This window comes from Accumulibacter sp. (genome assembly GCF_036625195.1).
Classification (GTDB): Bacteria; Pseudomonadota; Gammaproteobacteria; order Burkholderiales; family Rhodocyclaceae; genus Accumulibacter.
The window spans coordinates 4,546,722-4,564,582 of the sequence record NZ_JAZKUG010000001.1; the positions used below are offsets into that span (position 1 = coordinate 4,546,722).

The window sequence follows — 17,861 nt, forward strand, 5'->3', positions numbered from 1 at the left end:
CGATGCCGACACGGGCGCCGCCGGTCAAAGTCCGAGTTGATCCCACATTTCGTCGACGCGCCGCTTCACCGTGGCATCCATGACGATCGGCCGACCCCACTCGCGAGCGGTTTCGCCCGGCCACTTGTTGGTGGCGTCGATCCCCATCTTGCTGCCGAGACCGGCGACCGGGCTGGCGAAGTCGAGGTAGTCGATCGGCGTGTTCTCGGCGACCAGCGTATCGCGTGCCGCATCGACGCGGGTCGTCATCGCCCAGATGACTTCCTTCCAATCGCGGACGTCGACGTCCTCATCAACGACGATGATGAACTTGGTATACATGAACTGGCGCAGGAAGCTCCAGATGCCGAACATGACCCGTTTGGCGTGCCCCGGATACTGCTTGCGCAGGCTCACCGCCGCCAGACGGTACGAGCAGCCCTCGGGTGGCAGGTAGAAGTCGACGATCTCCGGAAACTGCTTCTGCAACAGCGGCACGAAGACCTCGTTCAGCGCGACGCCGAGCATCGCGGGCTCGTCGGGCGGCTTGCCGGTGTAGGTGCTGTGGTAGATCGGCTGCCGCCGCATGCTCAGCCGCTCGACGGTGAACACCGGAAAGCGTGCCTGCTCGTTGTAGTAGCCGGTATGGTCGCCGTAGGGACCTTCGAGCGCGCTTTCCTGCGGGTCGATGCAGCCCTCGAGAACGATCTCGGCCGCGGCAGGCACCTGCAGGTCCGATCCCAGGCATTGCACCACTTCCGTCCTGCTGCCGCGCAGCAGGCCGGCGAACTGATACTCGGAGAGGCTGTCGGGAACCGGCGTCACGGCGGCAAGAATCGTCGCCGGGTCGGCGCCGAGGGCAACGGCGACCGGAAACCGCTGGCCGGGATGCTGCAGGCAATGCTCGCGGAAGTCGAGCGCGCCACCGCGATGCGCCAGCCAGCGCATGATCAGCTTGTTCGGCCCGAGCACCTGCTGGCGATAGATGCCGAGGTTCTGGCGTGTCTTGTGCGGCCCGCGCGTCACCGTCAATCCCCAGGTGATCAGCGGCGCCACGTCGCCCGGCCAGCACCACTGGATCGGCAGACGAGCCAGATCGACGTCGCGACCCTCGTAGACGACCTCCTGGCACGGCGCCGAAGAGCGCAGGCGCGGCGCCATGTTGAGCACCTGGCGGAGGACCGGCAGCTTGTCCCAGGCGTCCCGCAGGCCCCGTGGCGGTTCCGGCTCCTTGAGGTAGGCGAGCAGCTTGCCGACCTCGCGCAGCGCCTGCACGGACTCCTGCCCCATTCCCAGGGCGACGCGGCGCGGCGTGCCGAACAGGTTGGCCAGTACCGGCATGTCGTGGCTGGTCGGCTGCTCGAAGAGCAGCGCCGGTCCACCGGCACGCAGCACGCGATCGCAGATCTCGGTCATCTCGAACCGCGGGTCGACGGCAACGGTGATCCGCCGAAGCTCGCCCATCCTTTCCAGTTGCGCGATGAAATCGCGCAGGTCGTGATACTTCATCAGCAACAGGTCCGTGCGTCATTCGACCCGCGATTATAGCCTCCGCAGCCGCCGGCCAGCCGTTTGTCATGGCTCGGCCAAAGGGCGAGCCGGTCACTGACTCAGTTGCTGGCTCCCGCCGCCGGCTTGCCATCCTCCCGCGCAGCTTTCCTGGCCACCCGTTCGGCTTCGTCGCGCGCCCGCTTCTCCTGTTTCGCCTGTCTGCGCGCCTGCTCGGCGGCCGCCTTCTGCCGACCCTCGGCCGCCTGCCGCTGCTTCTCCGCCAGTTTCCGCTCGCGCGCCGCGGCCTTCTCCGCCTGCTCGGCGCGATGGCGTTCTCCGTCCTCCAATTGCTCGGCTTCCCGCCGCGGCTGCTCGACGCGGCGCTGCGCTTCCTTGTCGGCGACTTCCTGCCGCCGCGCCGCACGTTCGAAGTCGCGCGCCGGCTGGTCGATGGCACGCGACTCGATGATGGTCGCGGTACGACGTTTCTTCGCCTCCTCGAGACAATCATTGACGAGGAAACGCGAGTAGCATCGATCCTGCTCGGCCTTGTAGTCGCGCTCCGCCTGGTCGCGCATGGCCTTGGCCCGCTGCCTTTGCTGCTGCGCCTCCGCGAGCGTCTGCGGCACCGGCGCCGCGGCCTCCGGCGGCTCGGCGGCGGAGGCCACGGGCAGCACGAGCGAGAGCAACAGCAGTGAAGCGACACCAACCTGCATCCTTCCTCCTCCTTCGACCACGCGTCCAACCGCCGGCAACTGCTGCCGGTCGACGCACGCCGCCACTATAAACCGAGACGCCGGTGCACGAGTGCCGCGACCCTCGACGCCTGCCGACGACGGCATGGCGACGACGGCGCTCAGGCTTGGCGGAAGCCCAGCATCGGCGGATTTGGTAGAATCGCGCCTTCACGCCATCCGTGGTCCGCTGGGAGCCTGCCGTGCAAATCGTCTGCCTCGATCTCGAAGGCGTACTCGTCCCCGAAATATGGATCGAGTTCGCCACCCGCACCGGCATTCCGGAACTGCGTCGAACGACGCGCGACGAACCGGACTACGACAAGCTGATGAAATACCGTCTCGCCCTCCTCGCCGAACACCGGCTGGGCCTGCCCGACATCCAGCAGGTCATCGCCGCCATGGGCCCCTTCGACGGCGCACGCGCCTTCGTCGACGGGCTGCGCGAGAACTACCAGCTGATCATCCTCTCCGACACCTTCTACGAGTTCGCCCACCCGCTGATGCGGCAACTGGGCTGGCCCACCCTCTTCTGCCACAGCCTCGAAGCCGGTGCCGACGGCATGCTGGTCCGTTACCATCTGCGCATGCCCGATCAGAAGCGAGAGGCGGTACGGCGACTGAAGGAACTGCGTTTCACCGTCGTCGCCGCGGGCGACTCGTACAACGATACGGCGATGCTCGCCGAGGCGCACGCCGGCATTCTCTTTCATCCGCCCGAGAACGTCATCCGCGAATTCCCGCAGTTCCCCGTCACACGCTCGTTCAGCGAACTGCGGCAGGCGATCGACATGGCTTTCAGCGCCTGCAGCAAACGGCGGGATTGACCGGCGATGCACGCACGGCGTTTCTACACCCTCTCCGGTTCGTGCCCCGATCAAGTCGGCATCATCGCCCGCGTTTCCGGCTTCATCGCCGAGCACGCGGGCTGGATCCTCGAATCCAGCTACCACGCCGACGACGGCAGCGGCGACGGTGACGGCCGCTACTTCATGCGCATGGAGGTGAAGGCCGATTCTCTACCCTTTCATCTGGCCGAGTTCCGCGAGCGCTTCCGGCCGCTCGCCGAGGAACTGGCGATGGACTGGAAGATCAGCGATTCCGCCGTCAAGCGGCGGGTCGTGGTGATGGTCAGCCAGCAGGAGCACTGCCTGTATGACCTCCTCTCGCGCTGGCAGTCACGCGAGCTCGACATCGAGATTCCCTGCGTCATCTCGAATCACGATCGCTTCAAGGCCCTGGTCGAATGGCACGGCATCCCCTTCCACTGCGTGCCGGTGAACGCCGACAACCGGCAGGCGGCGAACGCCGAGATCCGCCGCATCTACGATGAGGTGCGGGGCGACACGATGGTCCTTGCCCGCTACATGCAGATCCTGCCGGCCGAGTTCTGCGACAGTTATCCGGGACAGATCATCAACATCCACCACTCGTTCCTGCCCAGTTTCGTCGGCGCCCGTCCCTACCACCAGGCTTACCAGCGGGGCGTCAAGCTGATCGGCGCCACCTGTCATTACGTCACTCGCGACCTCGACCAGGGCCCGATCATCGAGCAGGACGTCATTCGTATCGACCACTCGGATTCGGTCGAGGACATGGTGCGCTACGGCAAGGACATCGAGAAGGCCGTCCTGGCACGTGGGCTGCGCTACCACCTCGAGGACCGCGTGCTGGTGCACGCCAACAAGACCGTGATCTTCCGTTGAAATCGCCCACCGGATGTGCCCGGGCGACGGCCGGTGGGCGCTGCGCAGGATGATTGCGCTCCGCAGCCTGGGCCTGCGCCGCGGCAGCAAGGTCCTGCTCGACAACGCCTCGGTGATGATCAATGCCGGAGAGCGGGTGGGCCTCGTCGGGCGCAACGGCGCCGGCAAGTCGAGCCTGTTTGCGCTCCTCGACGGCAGCCTGCACGAGGACAGCGGCGAGCTCTCGCTACCCGCCGGCTGGCGCCTGGCGCAGGTGGCGCAGGAGATGCCGGCGACCCGGGAGAGCGCCACCGACTTTGTCATCGCCGGCGACAGCCGACTGCTGGCCGCGCGGCAGGACGTGCGCCGGGCCGAAGCGGAGGGCGACGGCGAGCGCCTGGCACACGCCTACATGGCTTTGCACGACGCTGGCGAGAACGAAGCGCAGGCTCGTGCGCAGGCGCTGATCCTCGGCCTGGGTTTCCGGGCGAGCGAAGTCGAGCAGCCGGTCGACGGCTTCTCGGGCGGCTGGCGGATGCGACTGCAACTGGCGCGCGCCCTGATGTGTCCGTCCGACCTCCTGTTGCTCGACGAGCCGACCAACCACCTCGATCTGGATGCACTGGTCTGGCTCGAGAGCTGGCTCAAGCGCTACGAAGGCACGATGCTGGTGATCAGCCACGATCGCGACTTCCTCGATGCCGTCACCACCGTCACGCTGCATCTGGAGAATGCCAGGCTGACCCGCTACGCGGGCAACTACAGCGCCTTCGAGGAAACCCGGGTGCAGCAGATCGAGTTGCAACAGAACGCCTACCTGAAGCAGCAGGAACGGATCGCTCACCTGCAGAGCTTCATCGCGCGCTTCAAGGCCAAGGCGACGAAGGCCCGGCAGGCGCAGAGCCGGGTGAAGGCGCTGGAAAGAATGGAGCGTCTCGCCCCGGTGCTGACCAGTGCCGACTTCGGCTTCGAGTTCGGCGAGCCGGCCAGCCTGCCGAACCCGATGCTGGTGATGACCCATGCCAGCTTCGGCTACCCACCGCCAGCCGCCGCAGCCGTCGGTACGCCGGCGAGCATCGTCGTCGCCGAGGTCAACCGTTCGGTCATGGCCGGGCAGCGGATCGGCATTCTCGGAGCCAACGGACAGGGCAAGTCGACGCTGGTGAAGACCATCGCCGGCGTCCTCGCGTGTACCGGCGGCAGCATCAGCGCGGGTCGGGGGCTCAACATCGGCTACTTCGCGCAGCAGGAACTGGACGTTCTGCGCCCCGGAGAGACGCCACTGCAGCACATGCTTCGCCTGGCCAGGGAGAACCAGGCGACCGAGCGCAGTGGGCGGGAGCAGGACCTGCGGACTTTTCTGGGCAGCTTCAACTTTGCCGGCGAAATCGTCAATCAGCCGGTTGGTACCCTCAGCGGCGGCGAGAAGGCGCGGCTGCTGCTGTGCATGATCGTCTGGCAGCGACCCAACCTGCTGCTGCTCGACGAACCCACCAACCACCTCGATCTGGCCACCCGTGAAGCACTGGCCGTCGCCCTCAACGAGTTCGAAGGGACGGTGATGCTCGTCAGCCATGATCGCTCGCTGCTGCGCTCGGTCTGCGACGAGTTCTGGCTCGTCGCGCGCGGCGCCGTGAGCGACTTCGCGGGCGACCTCGAAGACTACCAGCGCTACCTGCTCGAGGAGGCGAGAAACCGGCGCGACAGTGTCAGGGAACTCGCCAGAAGTGCGCGCGATCGGGCCGGTCGCGAGTTGCCGGCCACCAACCCGGGAAAAAGGGCGGCCAACGACCTGCGCGCCCTGCGGCGCGAACTGGAACGGGTCGAGCAGCGGATGCGCGCGCTGCAGGACGAACAGCGCGCGCTGGAGGCGAGCCTGTACGCGCCCGCCGGTGCCGGCGAGCTGGCCGAGCTGGGCCAACGGTTGAACCAGCTCGGCGCGGAACTGTCACCGCTTGAAGATCGCTGGCTCAGCCTCAGCGAACGCATCGAAATGGTTGACCGCGCACTGTCATCGTGACGCGGCGTCGGGAATTCCACTTTGAATGGAGCAGGCAATGAGTTTTGAGTTGGCCGAATGGTCGGCGAAGATCGAGGTGGGCTTGCCGACGATCGATTCACAGCATCGACAGTTGTTCGACTTGGCCGCAACGTTTACCGGTGACGGCGACCAGATCAGGATCCTGAAATCGCTGGTCATGTTGACCGACTACGTCAAGGTCCACTTCCGCGAAGAGGAGGAGATGATGGCCGCCTGCAACTATCCGGAGCTGGAGGCGCATCGACGGCTGCACGGCGAGTTTCGCCGCATGCTCTTCGATCTGCTCGAGAACGCCAAGCAGATGACCCTCGACGAGATCGCCGATGAGGTCAAGTACCTGATCAACGGCTGGTTCTACAACCACATCCTGGTCGCCGATTTCCAGTACGTACCCAGCGTCAAGGCCGCACTCCAGGACCAACGCGGGTAACCACGCAACGCGGCGACGGAGGGGCTGCCGCCGGCCTCTTGATCCGTGCCGTGACATCCATCACCGCGCGCGGCCGGCAGCGGGCCCAGCATTGGGTCGCCCAAGCTTCGCCAATGTCGGAGGAGCGGATGCGAAGGAGGGCATTTGCCGCCACAGCATTCCTCGCCGGCCACCCGCCGCCTGCTTCGCGCCCTGCCGCTGAGGACATGTGTCGATGAAGCTGCTGCAATACCTGTCACTACGCCAGATGCTGACGCTGCCGTATGTGCTCCTGGTCCTGCTGCTGGCAGCGACGATCGGCGCCCTCTCCTACGCTGCCGGCCGGGTCGCTGTCGATACCCTGTCGAAGCGATTGCTCTCCGAGATGGTGTACCGCATCGCGCAGGCCGCCGAACGCCACGTCTCCGGCTCGAGCGCCGTCCTCGAGACCGCTTTTCCCGCCGACGTCGCTGCCCCTGAAGACATCGTCGACGACCTCGCCAACCTGCGGACGCGCTTCTGGCTGGCGACCTCGGTGCATCGTCAGCCCAACAACTACGCCTACTACGGCGATCGCAATGGCCAGTTTTTCGGCCTCTGGCGACATTCGGCGAGCGATGCCGAACTGCGCCTGCGCACGCGCGGGGATGGCCCGCGAACGATCTACCGCTTCACTGGCATCAGCGGCGAGCTGCGCCAGCCGGTGCGCGAGACGCGCATTTTCGAACCACGCGAGCGGCCTTGGTTCAAGTCCGGACAGAACGCGCCCCTGCATACCTGGACGGCGGTCTACATCGATTTCAGAACCGGGGAACTGGTCGCGACCCGCGCGCGTCGGGTCAACAACGCACACGGCGATTTCCAGGGCGTCGTCGCCACCGATCTTTCCCTGCAGCATGTCAACGACTTCCTGCGCTCGCTCAAGCTGAGCGCGAACGGCATCGCCTACGTCGTCGAAACCGATGGCAACCTGGTCGGCACCTCGCGTGGTCCGCACCTGCGGCAGGACGCGAGCGGCAGCAATGTGCGGCTCAACGCCGGCGACAGCGACGATCCACTGATCGTCGCCGCGCATCGCGCGATCGAAAGGCTGGTGCGTGATGCCGGCGATGGCATGCAGCCGCGCACCGCGGTCTTCGAGGCTGCCGACGGACAGCAGGTCGAGGCAGCATACGCGCGCATCCGTGACTCCGCCGGTCTCGACTGGATCATCGTCGCAGCCGTGCCACGTTCCGATTTCCTCGGCGAGGTGACGGGGAATTTCGAACGCACCGTCGTCGTTGCCCTGTGCGCCTCACTGCTGACCATCGCCATCGGCTTCATGGTGCTCTCGGTCGTTGCCCACGACCTCAAGCAGTTGGCACTGGCGGCACGGCGGGTCGGCGATGGTGACCTCAATGCCGCCTTCGACGTCGCCCGCAGCGACGAGATCGGTGATCTGGCGAAGAGCTTCCGGCTCATTCAGACGAAACTGCTCAGCGACCGCCTGACCGGCCTTGCCAACCGCGAGGCCTTCATGCGCCGGGTGGCCGAACGGCTGGCGCGGCAGCTGGAGCGGTCCACACCACGCCCCTTCGCCATCCTGTTCGTCGACCTCAATGACTTCAAGCACATCAACGACCGCTTCGGTCACGACGTCGGCGACCGGGTGCTGCAGGAAATGGCGCAGCGCATGCGCGCCGAACTGCGCAGTCGCGATCTCGTGGGACGCTATGCCGGCGACGAGTTCGTCGTCATGCTCGATGCCGTGCACAGTCGCGACGACGCCGAAGGCGCCCGCGCCCACCTCGAGGCAGTGCTCGCCGCGCCGTTGCTGGCAGTCGATCCGACGGCCGCCGCGCCCGGCACCGGGGCATCGGTCGGACTGGCGATGTATCCCGAGGACGGCAGCGACGTCGAATCGCTCGTCCAGCACGCGGACGCCGACATGTATCGCCGCAAGCAGTCCCATCAGCAGCGGCCCGCGATTCCCGCCTCGCCTGCGCCGCCCTGATCGCGTGGACGCCAGCGAGCGGCCATCCCGGCACGCAAGGGCGCTGCGCGCCCCACCGAACAGTGGGCGAACTACCGGCCGGATCTGCGCCTTGACCGGACGCACCTCTTGAATCTATAGTCCGGCCCATGCTGAATGAACTCAACACACTCGAGAGCAAGGTGAGCCAGGTGGTCGCGCTCTGCCGCAGCCTGCGCAGCGAGAACGAACGGCTGCGCGAGCAGCTCGCCGTTGCTGAACAGGACAGGAACAGTCTTGCCGAGCGAATGGCGGCCGCCACTGCCCGCCTGGAGCGGCTTGCCGGCCAACTGCCCGAAGGCAAGAGCTGAAAGACCCGGAACGATGCCCAACGACGCCAGTTTTCTCGATATCACCCTGCTCGGCAAGGAATACCGGGTCGCTTGCCCGCCCGACCAGCGAGGTGCTCTGCTCAACGCCGCCGGCTACGTCGACGGCAAGATGCGCGACATCGCCGAGAAGACGCGGAACAACATCGCCGAGAGGATTGCCGTCATGGCTGCCCTCAACATCGCCCACGAACACCTCGGTCTGGATCAGGGACTCTTGGCGCAACATCAGAAAATTGAATCCGAAATAGGTCTGGACATGGAAGCGCTTAGGCGTAGAATTTCTTCCATGGAGTCCGAGCTCGATGCAGTCCTGAAGTCGGAATAGGTAGCGGTCGCGGCCTCCAGCAGAGTTCCCTGCGGTGTTCGTCAAGGTCATAGATTCCTTGAACCAATGCAAATTGGCATTGGTCGCAGACCATGGAAACCGCTGTTGTGTGCGCCCCGAATGTCGGGCGTGCCTGATGCGGAAGGGAAGTGACCTAACTGAACCGAGGTTCAGGATGCCGGCCTGACGGCATTCGCGGGGACCATACTCGACAACGCGGAGCCACTGGTTCCGCGTTTTTTTTGCGCCGCGCCTGCCGGCAACGAAGTCTGTGCTCAAATGATCGTCGGACCATCGAAACGCCGCCGCGACTGGGCCAGCTTCTTCGCCGCGCGACGCTGGCAACCAGAGGAATTCGCCCGCCTGGTCGAGAGCGACGAGATTGGCTCGGCGTTCTTCGAGATCGAGAGCCAGATCAACGGCCTCTACCGCGCCGTGCAGATGGCCCAGGCCGGCCAGCGCCAAGCCGGGCCGCGGGCTGATGGCGACTGCCTCGGTGAACAAGCGCTCAAGGCGCGCTGGCTGAGCGCTGCTTTCGAGCCCCATCGCGCGGCACTCGGTCCGCAGCAGAGGGATCTCGACCTCGGCTTGATGCGCTGGATCCGCCGTGCATCGTGCCTGTCGGTGGTCATCGGCGCCGGGGCGACGATGGACGCCGGCGGACCATCCTGGGCGGCTCTGGTGCGGCGACTGCTGGCGCGCTTCAGCGAGCAGGGCCGGGAGATCGGCGAGCTGCGCCTGACCGCGGAGAGCACGCCGGACAGCCGTGAGTACCGGCGCGTGGTGACCGGCAACGAGCGTCTGCCGGCAGACGCGGAGTCGCGCGCGCGGGCCGTGCTGGCGCTGATCGACGCCGGCACCGCTGATGTCGAAGCGCTCCTGGAAGGGGCGCAGATCTGTCACGATTTCCTCGGTCAGGCGCTGTTCACCGATCTGACCGGGATTCTCTACGAGGGGCAGCGCCGCCCCGGCCCGATCCATCAGGCCATTGCCGAACTCGCCGCACCGATCGCGGTCGCCGACCGAGGTGGCGTCTTCCCAGGCTGGGACGCGATCATCACCTACAACTTCGACGACCTGATGGGCGAGGCCCTCGACGAGCTCGGCCTGGCACGTGCCGCCTATGCCATGCGCGGCAGGCAGCTTGCCGGAGATCCGAACGAGATCGCGCGCCAAAGGGGGCCGAATGGCCTGCACCAACCCATCTACCACCTGCACGGCTACACGCCGCGCCGGCTGTTCCTGATCACACAGGTGGAGTTCGTCTTTGCCACCTCGCAGTACACCAGAACCTACGGCGGCAGCCTGGACGGGATCGTCGGCGAGGTGTTCGCCAGGTGCCTGGCGAATCCCGTACGGCACGCGCTCTACGTCGGCTGTTCATTCGACGACGAAGCGATGAATGATCTGCTGCGCCAGGCGGCGCGCGCGCTGCCCGGCCGCTACCACTACGCGCTCCTGCGCTGGCCGGGCGATGCGCCCTTCGCCACCGCCGCCGCCGACGAGGTGGCCCATGCATCGGCGCGGTACGTGTCGATCGGCGTGCGGCCGATCTGGTTCGATGACTTCAGCGAGATCCCGGGCCTGATCCGCTCGCTGGCGTAGTCGCGCGACGGCCGGGCCGTACGGGCTGAGCCTGGCCCGCTTCGCGGCGGGACGCCAAGCACCTCTCAGGCGAAGCGTGCCGACAGGCCGCCGTCGACCAGCAGCTCGGTGGCGGTGATGTACTTCGCTTCGTCCGAGGCGAGAAAGAGTGCCGCGTAAGCGGTGTCCCAGGCGTCTCCCATGCGGCCCAGCGGACACTGTGCGTCGCGCTTGCGGATCAGGTTGTCGATGTCGCCTTCCGCGCCGTACACCCGGGTCAGCGCCGCATGCACGAGTGGCGTGTTCATCAGTCCGGGCAGGACGCAGTTGGCACGGATGCCGTCCGGCGCATGACGGATCGCCATCGTGCGCGTCATCGCCACCATCGCCCCCTTGCTCGCCGCATAGAAACCGTAATTGACCCCTGCCCAACCGCGCACCGCGACCGACGCATTGTTGACGATCGCCCCGGCGTGCTGCCGGATCATCACCGGCAGGACGTGGTGGCAGGTGAGATAGGCGCTCTTGATGTTCACCGCCATCACCCGTTCCCAGGCATTCTCGTCGAGCTCGGCCGGGCCACCGACGACGGCGATGCCGACATTGTTCACCAGGATGTCGATACGCCCGTACGCCGCCAGCGCCGTTGCCACCAGCCGCTCGACGTCGGCACCGGAGGTCACGTCGGCGACGACGGCGATCGCCTGCCCCCCCTCGCCGTCGATGATGTCCTGCGTTGCCGCGGCCGCCGCGGCATCGATGTCGACACCCACCACGCGTGCGCCCTGGCGCGCAAAAAGTACCGACATCGCCTTGCCGTTGCCCCAGCCCGGCCCGACCGAGCCGCTGCCGGTGACGATCGCCACCTTGTCCTGCAGTCTGCCAGCCATTCTCAGTTCTCCCCTGGCGGCATGAACCGCCGCCGCAACTCGTTCTTCAGCACCTTGCCGTAGTGGTTCTTCGGCAGCTCGGCAAGGAAGAAGTACGCCCGCGGTCGCTTGAAGCGGGCAATCGACTGCAGGCACAGCTGGTCGAGGTCGCCGCCCGGCACCGTCATCGGCGGCCGGCAGACGACAAAGGCAACGGCCTCCTCGCCCCACTCCGTGCTCGGCCGCCCGACCACCGCCACCTCGGCGACCGCCGGATGCTGCAGCAGCACCTCCTCGACCTCACGCGGGTAGATGTTGGCGCCGCCGCTGATGATCACGTCCTTGCTGCGATCCCGCAGCGTCAGGAAACCATCGGCGTCGAAGCTGCCGACGTCACCGGTATGCAGCCAGCCCCCGTGCAGCGTCGCCGCCGTCGCCTGCGGGTTGTGCCAGTATCCCTGCATCACGGTGTCGCCGCGGACGAGGATCTCGCCGACCTCGCCGGCAGGCAGCGAGCGGCCGTTGGCGTCGGCGACGATCACCTCGACGACGCTGTGCGCGACCCCGACCGAAGCCAGTCGTTCGAGGTGGCGCGGGTGATCGCGATCGGCATGGTGCTGGCGCGACAGGGCGGTGATCGTCATCGGGCTCTCGCCCTGACCGTAGATCTGCACCAGCCGGTTGCCGAGCACCGCCAGCGCGCGCTGGGCATCGGCGAGGTACATCGGCCCACCGCCGTAGACGATGGTCTTGATGCCCTCACCATCGCCACCCCGTGCCGCCACCCGGTCGACCAGACGGCGGACCATCGTCGGCGCGGCGAACAGCGAGAGCTGCCGCAGGCTGCGCGCCAACTCGATGATCTCGGCCGCATCGAAAGCGCCCGACTCCGGCACGACATGCCGCGCGCCGACCAGCACGTGGACGAAGTTGTACATGCCCGCGCCATGCGACATCGGCGCTGCGTACAGGATGCCGTCCGCCGGCAGTGCCTGATCGACGTCGGCGAAGTAGGAAAGCGTCATCGCCAGCAGGTTGCGATGCGACAGCATCACCCCCTTCGGGCGGCCGGTGGTTCCCGAGGTGTAGAACAGCCAGGCGAGGTCGTCCGGCGCGGCGGCACTGATGGCAACCGGCTCGCTGGCAGCCAGCCGCTGGTAATCGCCGTCGTCGACGGCGATGATCCGCAAGCGCGGCACGCATGCACTCCACATCGCCGCTGCTGGCGACGATGGCGCGGCACCGGCGCCGGTGAACAGCAGCGACGCCTGGGAATCCTCGAGGATGAACGCGACTTCGCGCGCGTGCAGCTTGCTGTTGATCGGCACGGCAACCAGACCGGCATGCCAGATGGCGTAGAGGAGTTCGAGGTACTGCGGACAATTGCCGAGGAGCAGCGCGACCCGCTCGCCGGCCTGGAGTCCGCAAGCGCCGCGCAGGGCGCCGGCGATCGCCGCCACCCGTCGCGCCAACCCCGAATAGGAAGAGATGGCGCGCGTTCCGAGCAGCAATGCCGGCCGCTCGGGGAAGACCCGGGCGGTACGCGCCAGAAGATGCGCCAGGTTCATCTGTGGCAGGACGCGCAACGCAGCTGCGCGCCGGGGGTCGCTCAGCCCTGCCCGGCGAGCAGGAAGTCCTGGACGATCCGTACCTGCAACTCGTCGAGGAACATCGGCGCGTGTCCGACGCCCGCGACCTCGACCAGCTGGGCGCGCGGCCCGCGCGTCGTCATCTCGGCAGCCGTGTCGTGCAGCAGGATGTCCGACTGCGCACCGCGCAGCACCAGCGTCGGGCAGCCGATGGCATCGTACATCGGCCACAGGTTGATGTCCTTGGCCTCGAGATAGGCCTTCTGGTAAGGCTGCGCAATCGCCCGGTCGTAGTTCATCTCGAGGCTGCCGTCGGCCTTGCGTCGCGTTCCGACGACCGCCATGTAACGCCACTGCGCATCGCTGAGGTTGCCGAAAGGCGCGCAGACGACCCGCACGTAGGCCTCGGCGGCGGCAAGGTCGGGGAAATCGGGTGCCTTGCCGAGGTACTCGCCAATGCGCTGCAGCGCATCCATCGCGATCAGCGGACCGACGTCGTTGAGCACCATGCGCCTGATCGGCGATCCCGGCAGGCTCGACAGGAACATGCCGATCAGACCACCCATCGACGTCCCCAGCCAGTGCACCGTATCGACCCCGAGACGGGCGATCAGGGTCATGATGTCGTTGGCGTAAACCGGCAGCGCATAGTCATCGGCAAAGGGCAGCCGGTCGCTGCGCCCGCGACCGACGATGTCGGGGCAGACGACGCGGTAGTCGCTGGCCAGCGCATTCGCCAGGACATCGAAATCGCGCCCGTTGCGCGTCAGGCCGTGGACGCAGATGAGGACGCGCGGATTGGCGGCATCGCCCCACTCGCTGTAGCTCATGCGGTGCAGACCGTGCGGACCGAGGCACTGCACCGTCCCCTCGCGCATCTCGTTGACGACCCCGGCCGCCTGCCCGGGCCGCGGACTGACCAGCAGTTCGCCGAATTCCTTGAGTATTGCCATGATCACACCCCGACGTCGTTGAGAAAGCCAGTTTCGCTGACGAGAGTATCCTCGCATCCGGCGAACGAAGTCAATCGCCGCTGGCGGGCAGCGCGCAGGCGGCTGCGCGCGCTGCGCCGCAGCCGCCTGCAGGCCTGCTTTCAGGCGCGCTTGCGACCGGTGATCATGGCCCGCACGAGGTTCTCGCGATGCAGCAGGCTCTCCCAGACGACGCCGAGGAGATGCCCGGCGATCAGCAGCAGGGTCACGTCGGTGGCGACCTCGTGCGTCTCCTTGATGCCATCGATGAGCGCCTCGCTGCTATCGACGAAGAAGGCAGCCAACGGTCCCAGCCCCTTGTCGGCCGCGTACAGCGCCAGACCGCTGAGGACGGTGGTCAGCAGACCGAGCAGCATGGCGAGGATCATCGCGCCACCGGCCGGATTGTGGCCGAGGTAGCGCCGGGCGCGCAGTGTCAGCACATCGCGCAGGTAGCCGAGTACGATGCGCGGAGCGAAGACGAAGTCGCCGAAGCGGGCGTGCCGGGGCCCGACGAAGCCCCACAGCAGGCGCCACAGCAGCAGGCCGGCGATCGTGTAGCCAGCCCAGACATGCAGCGACTGCATCAGCTCACCGTCGAAGCGATCGGCGAGCGATTCGAAAGACTCGCCCTCGGTAAACCAGGCGAGGCAGAAAGCGGACAACAGGGTCCAGTGGAAGAGACGCAACAGCGGGTCCCAGACGGGAACGCTGTCGGCATCAGTGACGGCCATGGGCATCCTCCGGCAGCGCTTCCCTGCCCACCGCTGGACAGGGAAGCCGGTGCCTGCCGCGATCGGCAGGCGAGCGGGAATTACTTGCTCTCCTCCGAGACCAGCGCACCGGTCTTGATCTCGTAGTGCACTTCCCACTTCTTGCCGTCGGTGCCGTTGATCTTCACCTCCCAGGTCTGCTTGCCCTTCTTGCTGTCCTGGTAGGCCTTGGTGACCTCACCCGGATGCGCCTTGAGCGCCATCTCCACGGCCTGCTCCTTGGTGATTTCATGTGCCGGAGCGGCGGCGGCGGCAGGCGCTGCAGCGGCGGCAGCGGGCTTGCTGTCGGCGGCGAGGGTGCTGCCGCTGAAGGCGGCGGCAAGGATCAGGAGGGCGGCGGAGCAGTAGGCAGCGGGCTTGTTCATTCGATGGGTCTCACAATCTGGTTGAAAAGGGAGGATGAAACGCGGCTCGCCGTTCGGCGCGCATCGGCGTCGGCAGCGGCAGGCACGACGGCGAGTATGAGCGGGCTTCCTTAAACCGGGCTTAGAACCTGCGACGCCCACCCCGCGCCCGGCCGCGCTCCTCACACACCCGGCTCGAGCACCACCGCCACTTCGATCTCGCGACCATGCCGCAGAATGCCGAGCCGCACCGTTTCGCCGACACGGTGGTCGTCGAGACGCGCCAGCAGCCTGCCGACCGTTTCCACCGGCTTGCCATCGACAGTCGTCACGATGTCGCCGGCGACGATGCTGCCATCGGCGGCCCGCGTCACCCCGCGCAGCCCGGCCGCTGCCGCAGCCGACCCCGGCGCGACGCGCAGGATGACCACGCCGCTGACGCCAAACACCCGCTGCAGGCGCTGGTTGATACTCTCGTCGATCTCGATGCCAAGTGCCGGCCGGACATAGCGGCCAGCGCTGATGAGCTGCGGCACGACGCGGTTGACCGTGTCGACGGGAACCGCGAACCCGATCCCGGCACTGGTTCCGCTCGGGCTGTAGATGGCGGTATTGATGCCGATCAGGCGTCCAGCCGAGTCGAGCAACGGGCCACCCGAATTGCCCGGGTTGATCGCCGCATCGGTCTGGATCAGGTGTTCGATGCTCACCCCCTTGTCGCTGCTCAGCGAGCGGTCGAGCGCCGAGACGATGCCGCTGGTCAGCGTCCAGTCGAGTCCGAAGGGATTGCCGATGGCAAACACCTTCTGCCCCACCCGCAGGTCGCCGCTCGTGCCCAGCGGTACTGGCGGCGGCCGCCGGAAACCGACGCCGATGCGCAGCACGGCGATATCGTGCGCCGGCGAGGCGCCGACGAGGACGGCCCGATAGCTGCGGCCATCGGACAGTTTCACCGCTGCCTCGCTGGCGCCCTCGATGACATGGAAGTTGGTGATGACATGGCCCGCGTCGTCCCAGATGAAGCCCGAGCCGGTACCGCGCGGCACGGTGAAGACATTGCGCGTCCACAGGTCGCGCACCTGCCGACTGGTCGTGATGAAAACGACCGAATCGCGCGCATTCTCGAACAACTCGATGATCGACCTCTCGTCCGCCGCCAGATCGCCACGCGCGCTGACGGTGCGGGGCGCCGCCTGCTTCGGCGACAACCAGTCCTCGATCAGCGGCAGGCTGCGCCAGGCGACGAGCAGCAGCAGGCAGAAGAGCGCCCACGCCAGTAGGCGAAGCGGCAAGCGGGTCGTCACCGGCATCGTTCCCGAGCCGTCCGCGGTCGGGAACGATTCAGCGGCATGTTCGCCGCCGTCTGCCGCAACGGCCGATGCTCAACGCACCACCCCGGAAGCGGCGCGGGCACGCAGATCGTCCAGTTCCTCGAGCAGATCGGCCATCAGCGCCGCGAGTTCGGGCACCGCGTCGAAGTCCCGTTCGAGCTGCCGCATGCGCCTTGCGCGGCGCAGGCTGGTACTCGAGAAACACCAGACGCCGGCGACGCTCTCGGCATGCGGAAACAGCCCCTCCTCGATATGGCGCAGCAGCCATTGCGGATCGACGGTGCAGGCGGCGGCCACCTGCTCGAGCGTCAGCCAGCTGTTCTCCATCAGGCTGCCGACGAGGATTTCGTCTTCACGCATGGCTCAAACCCTCTCTTCCTGGCGCGGGTCGAAAGCCAGTTCGCGCGCCATCCGTTCATACAATTCCCGCGCCTGCGGCGTTTTCGCCGGTGGCACGACGACCTCGATATCGAGCAGCAGGTCGCCCGCCGCGCCGCCGCCCTGCGCTGCCGGAATGCCCTTGCCGCGCACGCGCAACTGGCGGCCGCTCTGCGCCCCCTCCGGAATCCGCAGCTTGACGCTGCCGCCCGGCAGCTCGACGCTGATGACGGCGCCCAGTGCCGCCTCCCACGGCGCCACCGGCAAGCGCAGGTGGAGGTCGCGGCCATGCGCGCGCAGTCGCGGATGCGGCCGGAACTGCACCTCGAGCAGCAGGTCGCCGGCAGTGGCGCCGCCGATCCCCGGCGCGCCCTGGCCCGCCAGGCGAATCACCTGCCCGGCGTGCACCCCCTGCGGAATCTTCACGTTCAGCGTTCGCTCGACCAGCGTCAGCCGCCCCTGTGCGTCGCTGCGCGGCGCACGCAGGCTGATCTGGCGGGTGGCACCGGTGAACGCGTCCTCGATGTCGAGCAGCACCTTGGCGTGATGATCCTCGCCGCGCGCCTCGAAACGCCCCCGCGGCGCAGCGCCGAAACCCGGCCGCGAGCGCATGCCGCCGAACAGCTCGGCAAAGAAATCGGAGAAGTCCGCCGCCTCGCCGGGCGCAAAGCCGCGACCGGAGAACTCGAAACCGGCATCCCAGTCGGGCGGCGGGCGGAACTCCTGCCCCGGCTGGTAGCCGCGGCCGAGTTGGTCGTAGGCGGCCCGCTTCTCCGGATCCGAGAGCACCGCGTTGGCCTCGTTGAGTTCCTTCATGCGTGCCTCGGCATCCGCCTCCTTCGAGACGTCCGGGTGATACTTGCGCGCCAGTTTGCGGAACGACTTCTTGATGTCCTCCGCCGTCGCGTCGCGCGGCACGCCCAGGATCTGGTAGTAGTCCTTGAATTCCATGCACCATCCTCGAGTCGAACAGCGGCACCGGCCGCAACCCCATACATAGTCCCCTTTCCGGCGG

The 17,861-nt window shown here is 67.0% G+C and carries 18 protein-coding genes and 1 other RNA gene; 9 read left to right on the forward strand and 10 right to left on the reverse strand.

Translation table 11 applies throughout. The features are described from left to right. Positions 1-24: 24 nt before the first annotated feature. Complete coding sequence (ubiD, locus tag V5B60_RS20040; protein ID WP_332349583.1) at positions 25-1,488, reverse strand: 4-hydroxy-3-polyprenylbenzoate decarboxylase; 1,464 nt, start codon at positions 1,486-1,488, stop codon at positions 25-27. A 101-nt stretch (positions 1,489-1,589) separates the two neighbouring features. Continuing rightward, positions 1,590-2,186 (reverse strand): hypothetical protein, encoded by a 597-nt coding sequence (locus tag V5B60_RS20045; protein ID WP_332349585.1) that lies wholly within the window; start codon positions 2,184-2,186, stop codon positions 1,590-1,592. 221 nt (positions 2,187-2,407) lie between these two features. On the opposite strand from V5B60_RS20045, the gene thrH reads away from it, so the two are divergent. The 9 genes from thrH (at position 2,408) to V5B60_RS20090 (ending at position 10,612) form a co-directional block, all read left to right on the forward strand. Next, a complete protein-coding gene (gene thrH / locus V5B60_RS20050) occupies positions 2,408-3,031 on the forward strand; it encodes a bifunctional phosphoserine phosphatase/homoserine phosphotransferase ThrH (RefSeq protein WP_332349587.1) in 624 nt (207 codons plus the stop codon). Positions 3,032-3,037: 6 nt separating this feature from the next. Then, complete coding sequence (purU, locus tag V5B60_RS20055; protein ID WP_332349589.1) at positions 3,038-3,910, forward strand: formyltetrahydrofolate deformylase; 873 nt, start codon at positions 3,038-3,040, stop codon at positions 3,908-3,910. 49 nt (positions 3,911-3,959) lie between these two features. Next, on the forward strand, positions 3,960-5,909 hold the full coding sequence (locus tag V5B60_RS20060; RefSeq protein ID WP_332349591.1) for an ABC-F family ATP-binding cassette domain-containing protein: 1,950 nt from the start codon (positions 3,960-3,962) through the stop codon (positions 5,907-5,909). Positions 5,910-5,946: 37 nt separating this feature from the next. Continuing rightward, on the forward strand, positions 5,947-6,360 hold the full coding sequence (locus tag V5B60_RS20065; protein ID WP_332349593.1) for a bacteriohemerythrin: 414 nt from the start codon (positions 5,947-5,949) through the stop codon (positions 6,358-6,360). 214 nt (positions 6,361-6,574) lie between these two features. Further along, a complete protein-coding gene (locus V5B60_RS20070; RefSeq protein ID WP_332349595.1) occupies positions 6,575-8,332 on the forward strand; it encodes a diguanylate cyclase domain-containing protein in 1,758 nt (585 codons plus the stop codon). Between the two features lie 128 nt (positions 8,333-8,460). Then, positions 8,461-8,661 (forward strand): hypothetical protein, encoded by a 201-nt coding sequence (locus V5B60_RS20075; protein WP_332349597.1) that lies wholly within the window; start codon positions 8,461-8,463, stop codon positions 8,659-8,661. 13 nt (positions 8,662-8,674) lie between these two features. Next, positions 8,675-9,007, forward strand: coding sequence for a cell division protein ZapA (locus tag V5B60_RS20080; protein WP_332349599.1), 333 nt, complete (start codon positions 8,675-8,677; stop codon positions 9,005-9,007). A 23-nt stretch (positions 9,008-9,030) separates the two neighbouring features. Further along, positions 9,031-9,213: non-coding RNA, 6S RNA (gene ssrS / locus V5B60_RS20085), on the forward strand. Positions 9,214-9,286: 73 nt separating this feature from the next. Next, positions 9,287-10,612 (forward strand): SIR2 family NAD-dependent protein deacylase, encoded by a 1,326-nt coding sequence (locus V5B60_RS20090; protein WP_332349601.1) that lies wholly within the window; start codon positions 9,287-9,289, stop codon positions 10,610-10,612. A 65-nt stretch (positions 10,613-10,677) separates the two neighbouring features. Here V5B60_RS20090 and V5B60_RS20095 read toward each other — a convergent pair whose 3' ends face one another. The 8 genes from V5B60_RS20095 to V5B60_RS20130 form a co-directional block, all read right to left on the reverse strand. Beyond that, complete coding sequence (locus tag V5B60_RS20095) at positions 10,678-11,481, reverse strand: SDR family NAD(P)-dependent oxidoreductase (protein ID WP_332349603.1); 804 nt, start codon at positions 11,479-11,481, stop codon at positions 10,678-10,680. Positions 11,482-11,483: 2 nt separating this feature from the next. Then, positions 11,484-13,028 (reverse strand): AMP-binding protein, encoded by a 1,545-nt coding sequence (locus V5B60_RS20100; protein ID WP_332350656.1) that lies wholly within the window; start codon positions 13,026-13,028, stop codon positions 11,484-11,486. A gap of 41 nt (positions 13,029-13,069) precedes the next feature. Then, positions 13,070-14,002, reverse strand: coding sequence for an alpha/beta fold hydrolase (locus V5B60_RS20105; RefSeq protein WP_434735348.1), 933 nt, complete (start codon positions 14,000-14,002; stop codon positions 13,070-13,072). 140 nt (positions 14,003-14,142) lie between these two features. Beyond that, positions 14,143-14,754: a cytochrome b/b6 domain-containing protein gene (locus V5B60_RS20110; RefSeq protein WP_332349604.1), complete on the reverse strand. Its 612-nt coding sequence runs from the start codon at positions 14,752-14,754 to the stop codon at positions 14,143-14,145. Positions 14,755-14,834: 80 nt separating this feature from the next. Continuing rightward, positions 14,835-15,158 carry a PepSY domain-containing protein gene (locus V5B60_RS20115; RefSeq protein ID WP_332349606.1) on the reverse strand — a complete coding sequence of 108 codons (324 nt, stop codon included), beginning with the start codon at positions 15,156-15,158 and terminating at the stop codon, positions 14,835-14,837. Positions 15,159-15,319: 161 nt separating this feature from the next. Further along, positions 15,320-16,447: a S1C family serine protease gene (locus V5B60_RS20120; RefSeq protein ID WP_332349609.1), complete on the reverse strand. Its 1,128-nt coding sequence runs from the start codon at positions 16,445-16,447 to the stop codon at positions 15,320-15,322. 72 nt (positions 16,448-16,519) lie between these two features. After that, positions 16,520-16,828: a chaperone modulator CbpM gene (locus V5B60_RS20125; RefSeq protein ID WP_034934500.1), complete on the reverse strand. Its 309-nt coding sequence runs from the start codon at positions 16,826-16,828 to the stop codon at positions 16,520-16,522. Positions 16,829-16,831: 3 nt separating this feature from the next. Next, entirely contained in the window at positions 16,832-17,797 is a 966-nt protein-coding gene (locus V5B60_RS20130; protein WP_332349612.1) for a DnaJ C-terminal domain-containing protein, read from the reverse strand. Positions 17,798-17,861 lie beyond the last annotated feature (64 nt).